The following is a 15,179-nucleotide window of genomic DNA, read 5'->3' as shown; positions in this document are numbered from 1 at the left end:
ATTTAAAATGAAATATAGAGTGTGGTCATGGATGCAATTATCATTGAAGGCTTAAAGGTAGAAACAGTCGTCGGCTGTTTTGCATGGGAGCGTCAGATTCAACAACCGCTTATGTTGGATTTGATTATTGCCACCAATTTAAGCCAAGCTGCAGCTTCAGATGAGTTGCAAGACACGCTCAATTATGCAGAAATTTGCAGCATTTCAGCGCAAGTGATTCAGCAGGCTGCGCCCAAATTGATTGAGCATGCCGCACAATTGGTATTGGATGCACTTTTTACGACTTTTGCCGCCATTGAATCCATTACCATCACCATTCGCAAACCTGCCATTATTCCAGAAGCCAATTCTGTAGGAATTCGTCTTGAACGCCACCGAAACGATTTTTGCCCTCGCTCTGGCGAGTAACTGCGAAGCACCGCGTCAGTTTAAAAATGCCTATCAGCAAATTGCTGCATTGGGTGAAGTGCATTTTTCGCACATTTATCTGATTCCATGCCGTGATGGAATTGGTGCAGACTATTGGAATTCTGCTTGTTTGCTAAAAAGCCGTTTAAGCTTTGAGCATCTAAACGTCATCCTTAAGGAATTGGAAGTTGCAGCAGGGCGTGTGCGCCCATCGCATGATATTCCGCTGGATATTGATATTATTGCGTGGGGTGAAAATTTAGCTCAAATGCAATTCAATCCGAAAAAAATGCCACTTGCTTTAGATGTTAAAATTCCAATGTGGGATATTTGGCAAGATGAGGCTTTTGTGCATTCTGCGCATGACTATCCCATTGTGAGTTGTGAAGAATAAATCAGCCAATAAAAGGGGTAGATTCGTACTACACATCTTTAAATTTTGGCTGTGATCTGTGATCTCGTTTCGGTTAACATCACCGTGTCATATCTTTCTGATATATTTGTATGAAAAACCATCAAAAACAATATTTTTCTGTATTTATACGGCTTTGCACTTAAAAAATATCCACAAAATCTGCGGATAAATCTTGGGATAACTCAAGATCGGCTCTTTCTCTGTTATTTTTTGATCGTTTTAATCGAGATGTTTTCTATTCCAATGACATAAAAAAACGCCCACAATTGTGAGCGTTTAAGTGTTATCAATTCATTAAATATAATAACTGGTCTTGGTCATGAGCTTGGAAATCGCAGTCATGGTCAAACGTACAGGTACAGGCAAATCTACACCACCTGCTTTGAGCGCCGTATCGCGATGATGCAATTCATCTTCATTCATTTGGACTAGAATTTTACGTGAACGATCATCTTGTTCAGGCAATTGGCTAATATGATGTTCTAAATGCAAGCTGACTTGACGTTCAGTTTCTGCCACAAAACCCAAACTGTATTTATCGCCCGCAATACCTGCAATTGCACCCATCCCAAAAGACAAGCCATACCATACAGGATTAAGCAAACTGGTGTGACTGTCTAACTCTTTTAAGCGGTCTTCGCACCACGCCAAATGGTCTTGTTCTTCAATTGCAGCCTGTTCCATTTCACGACGTACATTGGGCAATTTCGCAGTTAAAGCCTGACCGTGATATAAGGCTTGTGCACAGACTTCACCACTATGGTTTACTCGCATTAAGCCTGCAACATGACGTGCTTCACTCACTGCCAATTTGGTTTCAACCGTATTGCCTGGGTTTTCACGTTGAGCCGAAGTTGTGCCAGGTACTAAACTACGCAAGGCTTGGTCAAATGAATGAATAAACTTGTCGATGCCTGTGTAATGACGCATGAAATTAATCCTCCAAAGAGTCCTGTGCAGTATCTAACATTGGCTTGAGCTTTAACAAGAGCCAAAAGGTGAAAACAGCACTTAAAACAGCCGTAATACTAAATAAAATTTTTAAATCAATTTTTAAAATGCTTAAAATTAAAATCGAAAAAATGGCAGATGACACCATAAATACCGCATTTAAAATATTGTTGGCTGCGACCACACGTGCGCGGTGCGAGCGAGGGGAATAGGCTTGCATCATGGCATACAAGGGCACAATGTAAAAACCGCCACTAATGCCCAGTAAAGTGACTGCACACATGACATGATAATAACTCCAGCCTTGCTGAAAGACTTCGGCTAAGCCCAGTAGTGCGCCTGTTTTTTCTGGTACAAAAGCCAATGTGCCTGCCAAATAAAAAGCAAAGACGGTTAAACCGACTGCGCCAATAGGCACCATTTTAATATTGACCTCGGTACCGCCTATTTTACGGCAGAGCAAAGAACCTACGCCAATACCGACAGAAAAGAGTGTCAGTAATAAACTCACCACATTTTCAGAAGCATGCAAGTTTTGTTGAGTGAGCTGTGGAATTTGGGTTAAATACGTTGCCCCATAAAACCAATACCAAGAATTGCCCAATAATATTAGAAAAATCATCGGCAGGCTTTTGGCATATTTTAAAGTCTGGAAACTGGTACGGAAAAAATTCCAGTCAATTTGAATGTCGGGTGCCGTGACGCGCTGCGTCAGCACAAAACGACTTGAGGCATAACCAATTAGTGCAATAATCACCACAGTTAAGCTAATCCAGACTAAATTGCCTGCAGATACCGAAATCACTGCACCGCCTAAAATCATCCCCAATAAAATTGCAATGGATGTACCTGACTGGAAAATTGCATTGCCCGACATCAGTTCATGCGGTTTGAGTACTTCAGGCAAAATGGCATATTTGATTGGGCCAAAAAAGGTCGATTGTGCGCCCATTAAAAATAAGGCAATCAGCAATAGCCACAAATTTCCTAAAATAAAACCAACGGTACCAATCAGCATGATGACAATTTCAAGCAGTTTGATGGCACGCACCAATTGGGCACGTTCATACTTGTCTGCTAATTGTCCTGCGGTGGCAGAAAAAATAAAATACGGCAAAATAAACAACAAGGCTGCTAAATTATTCAAGGTGCTGACATTTGCAGATTGCTGGCTAATCAGACCATAGGTAAAGACTAAAAGCAGCGCTTGTTTATACACGTTATCATTGAGTGCGCCAAAAAATTGAGTGAGAAACGTCGGCAAAAAGCGACGACTCCTCAACAAATGTTCATTTTTTTCCATGCGTGATTAACTTCGTTTAGTTTTATTAAGAAATGTGACCGCTTGATATAATAGTACAGAAAATCATGTATGATGTTTCAAGTCTTTTCACTGATGAAAAAATCAAATAAATTGGTGTTTGTACGCGGGTTCATTGGGGTTTTTCCATAAAAATTAAATCAGTTTAGAGTTTTTTATGCTTGTAAATACAAACTTTAAAAAATCAGTACTGTGTTCCAGTATGCATGCAATTTTATGCTGGAATATGCCGAAAAAGCTCGGACTAAGTCTGTTTTTAGGTTTAGTTGCATCTTCAAGTTTTGCAGAAAGTCTTACTGTACCCAATTCAAACGCTCAGCTTGCTGAAAATCCTGTACCGCTACAGACTCCAACTGCAGAAGAAGCACAAAATTTAGCTGCAGAAATTAAACAACTGGCAGCAGCACAAGGTAAAGACAGTGCCCAAGATCTACAAAAAATAGAAGAAGCTTTAGAGCAAGCGCAAACACCTGAATTTAATAGTCTAGAAATGCTGCAACAGCAACAACAGGCAGGGGCATCTTTTGCTGAATTTCAGCCTATCGAATTTGAAGACTTAGAAGATTTACCCATTGCACCTGTAGATCAGGGGCTTGCCAATGAAATTTTTCAGGTGGCAGAACAAGCCAAACAAGAAGCGATGCTAGACCGCAATGGTCAAGTGCCAGAAACGTTGGTTAAAGACGCAACACAGCAGGAGCTACTGCAAATTGATCAAGCGCCTGTAAATGTCGATCAGCTCATAACCAATATTCAGGCAGACAGTAATTTTGTAGTGGAAGCCAATCCTAACGATACCTTAATGGCTGAATTGGGCTGGATGACGCAGGTGGAAAATGCCGATAAACCCGGTTTTTTCAGACGTTTACTGTATAAAGTCCGTCCACCGCGTGAGCTAAATACAGCCAAAGTGCCGCGTATTAGTGCAGATGTAGTCATTACCGCAAAAGGCGCCAATGGTACACAAAACTCAATTGGAGAGGTATCGCCCGATGCTTATCGTACAGCGGTAGATCAGTTAAGTGCCAATATTAAGGCCAAACTGTCCAGTTTTACCCAGGAGTCTTTTGCAGATTTTCCATCGGCATTGCCGCAACTGCGTACGTTGTCAAATCAGGCTGCGCAGGCGGTGGGTTTTTATAATGCCGAGTTTAAGTTTGAAAAACTCAGTGATAGCCGCGTGCGTGTGCAGGTTGTGCCAAATCCACCTGTGGCGATTAAACAGCAAAATATTGAATTTACAGGTGAAGGACAATACGAGGCACAATTTCAGGTTATTGGTGTCTTGCCTGATCAAGAAGTAGATGATGTGTTTAATCATGGTTTGTATGAGCAAACCAAAAAACGAATTACCGATGCCGCTTCAGATAACGGTTATTTTGACAGTTACTGGCGTTTGCATGACGTTAAAGTCGCTCAACCTCAAAATACAGCCGATATCAATTTACGTTATGAAACAGGCGAGCGTTATAAACTCGGAAATGTTGAATTTCGTATGAGCGATCCAAATCAAGAATTCCCTTTGGATATGGATATTCTGCAAAGTATGGTCACTTGGCAGGACAATGCTGACTATACTTTTTGGCGTGTAAATGGTTTGGCCAATAACCTCACCAACTCGCGTTATTTCAACTACACCTTAGTTGATACGATCCGTCCTGATCCTGTAGAGCATCCTTTGGAATTGCCACCTGATATTCAGGCTTTGGTCGATCAACAAAAAATCTCAGTTTACGATGCCACAGTCGTCGATCAAAAACGGGTGGCGTCATCTCAGGAAGTGACGCAATCTGTGGTGAACGAAGCTGAATTTGCTGGCACAGAAGAAGGTGCGAGCAATGATAAGCTGCGCATGCTACAAGCACAGCAAGAAGACAAACAATCAGAAGAAGAACGCTTAAAACAGCAAGCACGCATAGACAAAAAAATTCCTGTGGTTGTGACTTTAAATGCAGACCGCTTAAATAGTGCCGAAGTCGGTGCAGGTTACGGAACTGACACAGGCGTGCGTTTGCGTGGGCAATATCGCCGTGCCATTGTCAATAAACGTGGTCACTCTTTCGATGCCAACTTAGAGCTTTCGCAAATTCGTCAAGCCATTGATGGACGTTATAATATTCCTTATAACCATCCCTTGAATGATTATGTCGCGTTGGTTGGCGGTTATGAGCGTGAAGAACGTGACGATGTTGCACAAGGTGGCGGCTTGATGATTGAATCTGCGGTTGCAGGTGTAGACCGTGTGATTAAAAACCCAATGGGCAGTTGGCAACATACTTTTGGCTTGCGTTATCGACTGGATCGCTTAACTGAAGATGGCACTGTATTTTTGGAAAAAGTGCCTGATGCGTTTATTGCCAATGGTGATGTCGAGCAACAATCGTTATTGCTTGGCTATGAAGTTTCACGTACCGACAGTAACCGTCGTGTTAACCCAAGCAAAGGTTTCCGCCAAATTTATAAAATAGAACTGGGGAGTGAATCACTGCTCAGCGATGCAGATTTAGCCATTCTAAATGCAGGTTGGCGTTTTATTTATTCATTGGGTGAAAATGACGATCATCAGTTTGTCGGACGCAGTGACTTAGGTTATATCTACACCGAAGATTTTAATAAAGTGCCTTATAATTTGCGTTATTTTACTGGTGGTGACCAGTCTTTACGTGGCTTTGACTACAAGTCTTTAACACCACAAATTGAAGGCTTTAAAATTGGAGGTCAGGCTTTGGCGGTTGGTTCATTAGAATATAACTTTCAATTTAAAGAGGGGTGGCGCGCAGCAGTATTTAGTGATTTTGGTAATGCTTACGATAAAGACTTTAGCAACGACACCGAATATAGCGTAGGTTTGGGGGTACGTTGGGCATCACCAATTGGCCCAATTCGGATTGATGTGGCTTCTGGTATTTCAGATGATAACCATCCAATCCGTTTACATTTCTTTATTGGCTCTCAACTATAAATTTAAGACTTAGAGAACATTATGGCTGAAGTTGAACAGCAACCAGAAACTCCAGTAACGCCACCTAAAAAGCGTCGAATACTCAGGAGTGTTTTACTGTCACTGCTGTTGATGCTGGTTTTATTGGTGTCCGCTTTGGTGGTGATGTTCTCAACAGACCGTGGCTCAAAGTTCTTATTAGACAGCGTATTGCAGCGCCAAGAAATTATTCATTATGAATATGAAGGCGGTAATTTATGGCGCGGGATTATTCTGCGCAATATCATCGTCAGTTTAAAGCCTGTTGATGTCAAAATTGACCGTGCCGATGTCATTCTTGGTTGGCGTGCCATTTTAGATAAAGAAATCCATCTCAATCGTGCCGATGTGCGTAATCTGCGGATTTATCCGAAAGGCCCACCAAGTGATGATCCATTCAAATTCAATGAAATTCGCTTACCTTTTGTTTTGCGTTTAGATACTGCCGATGTCGATCATTTATTGATTCAAACCGCCTCTGGTACGCAGGTCGATTTTTACGATATTGATTTAAATAATGCCTTGTGGTCGGGTACAGAACTGAAATTTGAAGATTCCAATATGGATATGGGATATTTGAATGTACGCAATGCCACAGGCGATATGAAATTTGAAGGTAAATATCCGCTTAATGTGGTGGGTGATTTAAATATTCCCTCTTTACATGACAGCTTAAATATTCACGATATTAAAGTAGTAGGCAAAGGCACACTCGACACGATTCAGGCGGGTGTTGCAACAAATACGCCTGATTTGCTCACGGGATGGGTAGTGTTGCATCCAATGCGTAAGCAAGTGCCAATGTTTGGTGAGTTACAATTTAAAAACTACCGTTGGCCTATTTTGACCGAGCAGGAACTTTTTACCCAAGCAGGTGCAGCTAAATTTAAAGGCGATATCAAGCGTTTAGATATTGATGTCAATACGGATTTGAGCGGTAAACACATCCCTAAAGGTCAATATACAGGTCTGATGTATACCGATTTAGTTCATCAACTGAATATCAGTAATTTAAATGCACAACTTATGCAAGGTGCTGCCAATGTAGCGGGCATTGTCAGTTGGGATAAAAAAGTCAATTGGGATTTAACAGGACGTCTGGATAAAATTAATCCTAAAGATCCACTAATTCCTCAAGTGGTCAAAGACTTTTTACCGCCAAGTTTAGATGCCAATTTAGCATCTAAAGGTCATTTGGAAAAAGGCACACACTTAACTGCACAAGTCGATTTTGACCAATATGAAACTTGGAATTTAAAACTCGATCAAAAACCTGCGCAGGGCAAAGCGGCAAATCCGATGTTGCTTGATGTGCGCTGGAACAACATAGACCGTGCTGTGCCGTATGTGGGTTGGTTGAAAAGTGAATCGGGTGATGTGCAATTGGCCTTGGTAGAAGGTCAGCAAGATATTTTTGTGGCGAGTAAAGTCAGCACACATGAAAAAACCATGTTACCTGCGGGCATGTACCAAGCCAAATTGAATTTAAAGAATAATCGTTTAAATATTCCTAATTTTAAATTTGATACTGCAGATAGTCATTTGGCAGGCAGCGCCGTCATTGATTTACCAACTGATAAACGTCAGTTGAAATGGAATGCGGTATTGGCTGCGAAAAACTTTAATCCGCAAAGTATCAGCACCGCAGCACCTGTTAATGTGTTAAATGGGCAGTTTAAAGCCAATGGTTTTGCATTGCCGAATCAGCAAATTATTCATTTGAAAGATATTAATTTGACAGGGCGTTTGGTCAATCAAAATGAAAACGTACATTTAACTGGGCAAAGCACCATCGCTTTATTGTTCCATGATGTGAAAGCTGGTGGTGGCTTTAAAAGTTTTGCCGTGAATTATGATGGTGGGTTAAATGCCAGTGCCATTCAAGGCAGTGAAGGACATTTAAAACTAAAATTATCGGGTACGCCGGAACTAATTAAAATTAGCGACTTACGCCATAATGGTGTTGCAGGGCAAATTGTGGCGGATGGTTTGCTGCATTTGAATCAGGGGGTGAGCTGGAATTTAAACGCTTCTTTAATTCGCTTTAAGCCGCACTATTTTGTGTCCAGTGTACGTGGTGAATTATCGGGCAATATTCGCACTCAAGGTATTTGGTCAGACACTCAAAAACGGATCAACATTGAACGTCTGAATTTGGCAGGCATGCTCAATAATAAACCTGTACGTGGTACGGGGAATTTAGCCATGTTGATTGATGCTAATCAAAAAGGCTTTTTACCACAACAGTTTGAAGCCAATAATCTATTTTTGTCTTATGCCAAAAATCAGTTACAAGCAACGGGGAATGCACAAAATCTGCGTATTAAAGTCAATGCGCCTGCTTTATACGAAATCTATTCAGGTTTACGTGGACGTGCGTATGGCTATATCAATGTGCAGTCGCAGCCACGCTTACAAGCCACTGCCAATTTCGCTGTTGATCAGTTCAGTGTAAATAATATTTTCAGCGTGCGTAAATTGCGCCTACAAGGTGAATTGCCAACCTCTGAAAATACGCCAACGCTGATGACGGCATCCATGGAAAATTTACGCAGTGGCAACCGTGGCATCGAGCAAGGGCAGATTTCTTTAGCAGGTACACGTCAGGCACATATTTTAAAACTAGAAGCCGAAAATAAGCTGAGTAAGTTTTATGTACAATTGGCGGGTGGTTTAAATGCACAAAATGATTGGATGGGACAAATTCAGAAAGGAGATTTTGACTCCTTAAGAACCCACTTGGCACAGCGCCAAAACGCAGCCGTGATTTATCAACATAGAACCAGTGAGTTGTATGTTGGTGCGCATTGTTGGATGAGTCAGCAAAGCCAATTGTGTTTTGATCAACCTATTCGTGTGAGTAAAACCAAAGCCAATGCATCATTTGTGACTCAAAACTTAGACTTAAATGACTTTTCTGCATTTATGCCTGAAGGTTTGGCGATTACAGGCAAGGTTAATGGGTATGCCAAAGCGGCGTGGGCAAAAGGACAGAAGCCAAAAATTGATGCACATTTGGTCACGCGTGATGGCGTCATTGGACTTGCTGCGGACGATCCACAAGATATCGGCTCTACCTTGCGTTATGAACAAGTGGCAGTGGTCGCAAAAAGTATTGCCGAAGGCTTGAAATTACGTATAGATGTGAAAACGCCTGAAATTGGTACGGGTTATGCCAATGTGCTGATTGATCCTTACACCAAAAATATGCCAATGCGCGGTGAAATTGCCTTTGATCAGGTACAACTTAAAGTTTTTAAACCGTTTATTGCCGATGTGCGCTCAATGGCAGGCATTTTGTCCTTTGCTGGCAAGATCAATGGGACTTTAACTTCACCATTGCTCACAGGTGAAATGCGCCTGAAAGATGGTGCGATCAGCATGATTTCGTTACCTGTAAATCTGACCAATGTGCAGGTCTATTCCTCTATCCGCCAAGATCAAGCCAGCATTAATGGCGCATTTAACAGCGGTGGTGGTGTAGGGCGTTTAACGGGCAGTGTGGATTGGAAAAATGATCCGCGTATTCAGTTAAATTTAAACGGTAAAGACTTATTAATTCGTCAAGCACCGCTAATTACTGCAATGATTACGCCAGATGTATCCTTAGATGTTTTACCTTTCCAGAAAAAACTGAGTTTAAAAGGACGTGTAGATGTACCTCGGGCTTTAATTTCTATGCCTGAAGTGTCTGCACCTGTGGTTAACGTGTCTTCGGATGTGCGTGTGGTACATGAAGGACAAGATCAACTGGCATTATTACGTTCAGCTCGTCCATGGGATATTCGTGCCGATCTTGAATTGAATTTGGGTGATCGGGTCATTTTCCAAGGTTTTAATAGCCGTATTCCACTGATTGGACGTTTGTATTTATCTCAACGTGGTTTAGAAACTGCGATGCGTGCCAATGGTGCGATTGGGGTCAGCCAGCGTGTGAAAATTGAAGCCTATGGACAAAGTCTGGATTTGAACCGTGCCATTGCGCGTTTTAATGGCCCAATTTCTAACCCAACTTTAGATATGGATGCCAATAAAAATGTACAGGGCAGCATGGTCGGCTTTAGAGTTACAGGCACAGCCAGCAGTCCGAACATTCAAGTGTATAACGATGCAGGCTTATCTGAACAAGAAGCATTAAATGCTTTGATTACAGGTCGTATCAATGAAGGTACCAGTGGTTTGAGTCAGACCGAAAGCTTTAAGTCAGACGTCAACAATACTATTGCAGCGGCAGGTATTAGTATGGGATTGGGTGGTACACGTGCCTTGACCAATCAAATTGGACGTACATTCGGTTTAAGTGGTTTGGCACTTGATGCCCAAGGTACAGGCGATGATACCCAAGTCAGTTTGACGGGTTATATCACCCCAGACTTGTTTATTCGTTATGGCGTGGGGGTTTTCACACCTGTCAATAAGTTGACTTTGCGTTATCAAATGAATAAACGACTGTATTTGGAAGCTAGTCAAGCTTTAGAACGCGCCGTGGATATTTTCTATAACTGGCGCTTCTAACGGCAACTTCACTTAAAAATGCGTTCAATCAGAGCGCATTTTTTAAGCTTGTACATGGATAGTTTCGTATTTATGCAAACTTTTGATTATCATAAGCACAACAGGAGAGCTTCAATGAAAAAGATTTTGGTGGTGACTGCAGTGCTTGCATTAATGGGCTGTGCAGAAAAGAAACCCTTAACCCCTGAAGAACAATGGCAAGGCTATTGCCGAAGTGTTGGCAATGCTGCGCGTACCATCATGCTAGATCGTCAAAATGCGATTGAAAAAGAACGTGCCATTGAGCATGCCAATAAAATTGAAGATGACATTACCCGTAATTTTATCTCAGAGATTATTGAGCAAGTATATGCATTGCCACTTGAAGAAATTAATGGTGATGTTGATGCGGCACGTGAAAAAGTCCGTACGCAATTTACTGAAAAATGTATCGCGACCCCGCATGATAAAATGCCTGATTACAAACCGTTCTAAAAGAACGGTTTTTTTATGAATTAAAATTGAAATATGTTTTGTACCTCTATATCTTTTATCAAAAATAGCCTAAGTAAATAAAACGTCTAAAACTAAAATAAATAACAAATAAATTGTGACAAGTTCTAAATCTTAAAACTGGCAAAGCTTATCTTTTTCATGAATAATTAAAAAGATAACAAAAACAGTAGGAGCGCATAATGGAAGTGGTTGCTTACCTGCATAATGCAGATTTGCTCTTAGAAGATGAACAAGGTGTCGCAGTGATTGGCGGCAGTCATTATGTTTTAAGTTTAGGTGATCGGGTGTATTTACGTCAGCAAATTGATGCACCTGCAAAGATATATCAAGTTCAAATTTCGTTTACCAGTGCAGAACATTGCATGCTGCATGAAGATGAAATTCAACTCAAGTTTGAAGGTAGTCGTGAACAATTACAGCACTATCTTCAAGCCACAACAGTACACTAAGGTGGAATATCATTCATTCATTAGAACAGGCAACATGAGTGTTGCCTTTTTTACGAGTTAAACTTTAGGCGAAAAGTTAGTGTACATACAGACAAAGTTAAAATTAAGTCGTGTTTTGTCTGTAAATTGAACAATATGCGCATCATTTAGTTATAAAATAATGGGCATCACAAAGAAACACTCTAGTTGCATTAACTTTTAACCAGAAGTTTAGTAAAATTTTGCAGTCCATATTGTTTGTGATGCTTTAAAAGCAGGAATTCACAAATAATTTTTTAAAAAAGAGGAATAACACCGTGCTAGAAGCTTACCGCCAACACGTTGAAGAACGTGCCGCACTCGGAGTCCCACCGAAGCCACTTGATGATGTGCAAACAGCTGCATTAGTTGAATTATTAAAAAATCCACCAGCAGGCGAAGAAGCTTATTTGGTTGATTTGATTGAAAACCGTGTACCTGCAGGTGTTGACCAAGCGGCATACGTTAAAGCTGCTTTCTTAGCTGCTGTAGCAAAAGGTGAAGCAACCTCTCCACTCGTTTCTAAAGAGCGCGCAGTTTACTTACTAGGTACAATGCTTGGTGGTTATAACGTAGCACCTTTAGTAGAGCTTTTAGACAATGCTGAATTGGCTGGCTTAGCAGCTGAAGCATTGAAAAACACTTTGCTTGTATTTGATGCGTTCCATGACGTAGCAGACAAAGCAAAAGCAGGTAACGAAAACGCGAAAGCAGTTTTACAATCTTGGGCTGATGCTGAGTGGTTCACATCGCGTCCAGATGTTCCTGAAGAAATCAAACTTACAGTGTTTAAAGTTACTGGCGAAACCAACACTGACGACTTGTCACCTGCACAAGACGCTTGGAGCCGTCCAGACATTCCATTGCACGCAAATGCAATGTTGAAAAACGTACGTGATGGCATCAACCCAGAAGTTCCTGGTGAAGTTGGTCCATTAAACCAAATCAAAGACCTTATCGCGAAAGGCAACCAAGTTGCTTACGTGGGTGACGTTGTTGGTACAGGTTCTTCTCGTAAGTCTGCAACTAACTCTGTACTTTGGTTCTTCGGTGACGAAATCGCGCATATTCCAAACAAAAAAGATGGCGGCTACTGCTTAGGCGGTAAAATTGCGCCAATCTTCTTTAACACAATGGAAGATGCGGGTGCTTTACCAGTAGAAATCGACGTTTCTAACATGAACATGGGTGATGAAATCACGCTTAAAATCGACCATGCTGCTGCTAAAGTAACAGCGTTCAAAGACGGCGCACAAATCGCTGAATCTGAACTTAAAACTCCAGTGCTTCTAGACGAAGTACGTGCAGGCGGTCGTATTAACTTGATCGTTGGTCGTGGTTTGACAGCTAAAGCGCGTGAAGCTTTAGGTCTTGCACCATCTACTTTGTTCCGTACTCCAGTACAACCTGAAAACACAGGCAAAGGCTTCACTCAAGCTCAAAAAATGGTAGGTCGCGCTTGTGGTCTTCCAGAAGGTCAAGGTGTTCGTCCAGGTACTTACTGCGAACCTAAGATGACTACTGTTGGTTCTCAAGATACAACAGGTCCAATGACACGTGACGAATTAAAAGATTTAGCTTGTTTAGGTTTCTCTGCAGACTTAGTAATGCAATCTTTCTGTCACACAGCTGCGTATCCAAAACCAGTTGACGTTCAAATGCAACACACGCTTCCTGACTTCATCATGAACCGTGGTGGTGTTTCTTTACGTCCAGGTGACGGTATTATCCACTCTTGGTTAAACCGTATGCTTCTTCCAGATACAGTAGGTACTGGTGGTGACTCGCATACTCGTTTCCCAATTGGTATTTCTTTCCCAGCGGGTTCTGGTCTTGTAGCGTTCGCTGCAGCAACTGGTGTTATGCCACTTGACATGCCTGAGTCTGTACTTGTGAAGTTCAAAGGTAAAATGCAGCCTGGTATCACTTTACGTGACCTTGTACATGCGATTCCTTACTACGCAATTAAAGAAGGTGACTTAACTGTAGAGAAGAAAGGTAAGAAAAACATCTTCTCTGGTCGTATCTTAGAAATCGACTTAACAGAAATGGAAACTGACTTAACAGTTGAACAAGCATTTGAATTGTCTGATGCTTCTGCTGAGCGTTCAGCTGCAGGTTGTTCTATCACACTTTCTGAAGAGAAAGTTGCTGAATACCTTCGTTCAAACATCACCATGCTTAAGTGGATGATTTCTGAAGGTTATGGCGATGCGCGTACTATGGCTCGTCGTGTTGAGAACATGGAAAAATGGTTAGCGAACCCATCACTTCTTAAAGCTGATGCTGACGCTGAATACACTAAAGTGTATGAAATTGACCTTGCAGACATCAAAGAACCAATCCTTTGCTGCCCGAACGATCCAGATGATGCAAAACTTCTTTCTGACGTTCAAGGTGACAAAATTGATGAAGTGTTCATCGGTTCTTGTATGACAAACATCGGCCACTTCCGTGCTGCTGGTAAGTTATTAGACAAAGTTCCTGGTGGTTCTTTATCTACTCGTCTATGGTTAGCGCCTCCAACTCGTATGGACGAGCGTCAACTTATGGAAGAAGGCTTCTACAACACTTATGGTAAAGCGGGTGCGCGTACAGAAATGCCAGGTTGTTCATTATGTATGGGTAACCAAGCACGTGTAGCACCGAACACAACTGTAGTATCTACTTCTACACGTAACTTCCCGAACCGTTTAGGTCAAGGTGCAAACGTTTACTTAGCTTCTGCTGAGCTTGCATCTGTTGCAGCGGTACTTGGTAAGTTACCAACACCAGAAGAATACCAACAGTACGCTTCTCAAATCGACAGCATGTCTGCTGACATCTACAAGTACTTGAACTTTGACCAGATGGAAAGCTACACAGACGCTGCTGCGAATGTAGACACCAAGAAAATTGCTGCTGCTCAGTTGACCTAAGTTAGGAAAAGCAAACGCAAGAGCAAATCTATGATTTGTTCGAGTGTTGAGCGATAAGCAAGATCAAATAAGGGCTGATTATTCAGCCCTTATTTTTATGTGTAAAATTTCAATCTAATAATGAATGACATTTAAAACAGCATAGATTGTGATATTTCAGCTTGCCTAGCTGATTTTAAAAATAGGGGCGCAAGCTATGAAATAAATTAGGATTTAACTTATTAAAACAATATAAATTTGCCTATCAATACCGTTCGTCATAAAATAATGTAAACTGCGTCACAAAATATAATGGATTAATGCTGGTATTCAATTTTAATTATAATTTTTGGTAAAAACTTTATTGAAATGAACTACTTAGTTTTAATTTTAATGAAATTGGATATTTTTTAATAACTTACTATAACCCCAGTTACGGATAAGCCAAAGATTTAATCACATGAATTTTAGGCTTATTCTTTTGGCAAAGTTGATACGCACATAGTGAAGAAAATACGCTTGCTAAAAAACCAGCAATCGAACGATGTTTACTCGTAACTAAGTGATATTTTTCTTTCAATAATCCTATCAATGTTTCAATTTTTTTACGTTGTCGTAGATGAAATTCATCAGAAAATGGCAATAAGGTCACTCTCATATTTTTTCTTGGATAAGTAATTAAATCAATGCCTTGCTCTTTAAGTGTTTCTTTCAATGGTTGGCTAATGTA

The 15,179-nt window shown here is 41.1% G+C and carries 10 protein-coding genes; 7 read left to right on the top strand and 3 right to left on the bottom strand.

Annotation, left to right across the window (positions count from 1 at the left end; all coding sequences use genetic code 11):
* Positions 1–27 precede the first annotated feature (27 nt).
* Positions 28–408 (top strand): dihydroneopterin aldolase, encoded by a 381-nt coding sequence (gene folB, locus FTV52_RS05025; protein ID WP_004973210.1) that lies wholly within the window; start codon positions 28–30, stop codon positions 406–408.
* Positions 365–802 carry a 2-amino-4-hydroxy-6-hydroxymethyldihydropteridine diphosphokinase gene (locus tag FTV52_RS05020; protein ID WP_004973211.1) on the top strand — a complete coding sequence of 146 codons (438 nt, stop codon included), beginning with the start codon at positions 365–367 and terminating at the stop codon, positions 800–802. Before folB ends, FTV52_RS05020 begins: the two co-directional genes overlap by 44 nt.
* A 315-nt stretch (positions 803–1,117) precedes the next feature.
* On the opposite strand, the gene coq7 is transcribed toward FTV52_RS05020, so the two are convergent.
* Together coq7 and FTV52_RS05010 are read right to left on the bottom strand one after the other, a co-directional pair.
* Positions 1,118–1,753: a 2-polyprenyl-3-methyl-6-methoxy-1,4-benzoquinone monooxygenase gene (coq7, locus tag FTV52_RS05015; protein WP_004973212.1), complete on the bottom strand. Its 636-nt coding sequence runs from the start codon at positions 1,751–1,753 to the stop codon at positions 1,118–1,120.
* Between the two features lie 4 nt (positions 1,754–1,757).
* A complete protein-coding gene (locus tag FTV52_RS05010) occupies positions 1,758–3,077 on the bottom strand; it encodes an MFS transporter (protein WP_167846059.1) in 1,320 nt (439 codons plus the stop codon).
* A 175-nt stretch (positions 3,078–3,252) separates the two neighbouring features.
* On the opposite strand from FTV52_RS05010, the gene FTV52_RS05005 reads away from it, so the two are divergent.
* From FTV52_RS05005 to FTV52_RS04985, 5 genes are all read left to right on the top strand, one after another.
* Positions 3,253–6,057, top strand: coding sequence for an autotransporter assembly complex family protein (locus FTV52_RS05005; RefSeq protein ID WP_179990147.1), 2,805 nt, complete (start codon positions 3,253–3,255; stop codon positions 6,055–6,057).
* 21 nt (positions 6,058–6,078) lie between these two features.
* Positions 6,079–10,590: a translocation/assembly module TamB domain-containing protein gene (locus FTV52_RS05000; protein WP_179990145.1), complete on the top strand. Its 4,512-nt coding sequence runs from the start codon at positions 6,079–6,081 to the stop codon at positions 10,588–10,590.
* A gap of 114 nt (positions 10,591–10,704) precedes the next feature.
* Positions 10,705–11,064 carry a hypothetical protein gene (locus tag FTV52_RS04995; protein ID WP_104852111.1) on the top strand — a complete coding sequence of 120 codons (360 nt, stop codon included), beginning with the start codon at positions 10,705–10,707 and terminating at the stop codon, positions 11,062–11,064.
* A gap of 200 nt (positions 11,065–11,264) precedes the next feature.
* On the top strand, positions 11,265–11,534 hold the full coding sequence (locus FTV52_RS04990; RefSeq protein WP_004973220.1) for a hypothetical protein: 270 nt from the start codon (positions 11,265–11,267) through the stop codon (positions 11,532–11,534).
* Positions 11,535–11,830: 296 nt separating this feature from the next.
* Positions 11,831–14,470, top strand: coding sequence for a bifunctional aconitate hydratase 2/2-methylisocitrate dehydratase (locus FTV52_RS04985; protein ID WP_179990143.1), 2,640 nt, complete (start codon positions 11,831–11,833; stop codon positions 14,468–14,470).
* 412 nt (positions 14,471–14,882) lie between these two features.
* On the opposite strand, the gene FTV52_RS04980 is transcribed toward FTV52_RS04985, so the two are convergent.
* The coding region (locus FTV52_RS04980; protein ID WP_306670092.1) for a transposase at positions 14,883–15,179 on the bottom strand (297 nt) is incomplete at its 5' end.

Source organism: Acinetobacter sp. YH1901141 (assembly GCF_013416935.1).
In the GTDB taxonomy this organism is placed as follows: Bacteria; Pseudomonadota; Gammaproteobacteria; order Pseudomonadales; family Moraxellaceae; genus Acinetobacter; species Acinetobacter towneri.
The sequence above is the reverse complement of the archived record's forward strand: the minus strand, read 5'-3'. Positions and strand labels throughout refer to the sequence as shown.

Excerpts from the sequence above, each read along its gene's own strand:
- coq7 (WP_004973212.1), bottom strand. The coding sequence starts at position 1,753 with ATGCGTCATTACACAGGCATCGACAAGTTTATTCATTCATTTGACCAA.
- FTV52_RS04990 (WP_004973220.1), top strand. The coding sequence starts at position 11,265 with ATGGAAGTGGTTGCTTACCTGCATAATGCAGATTTGCTCTTAGAAGAT.
- folB (WP_004973210.1), top strand. The coding sequence starts at position 28 with ATGGATGCAATTATCATTGAAGGCTTAAAGGTAGAAACAGTCGTCGGC.
- FTV52_RS05010 (WP_167846059.1), bottom strand. The coding sequence starts at position 3,077 with ATGGAAAAAAATGAACATTTGTTGAGGAGTCGTCGCTTTTTGCCGACG.
- FTV52_RS05000 (WP_179990145.1), top strand. The coding sequence starts at position 6,079 with ATGGCTGAAGTTGAACAGCAACCAGAAACTCCAGTAACGCCACCTAAA.
- FTV52_RS05005 (WP_179990147.1), top strand. The coding sequence starts at position 3,253 with ATGCTTGTAAATACAAACTTTAAAAAATCAGTACTGTGTTCCAGTATG.
- FTV52_RS04995 (WP_104852111.1), top strand. The coding sequence starts at position 10,705 with ATGAAAAAGATTTTGGTGGTGACTGCAGTGCTTGCATTAATGGGCTGT.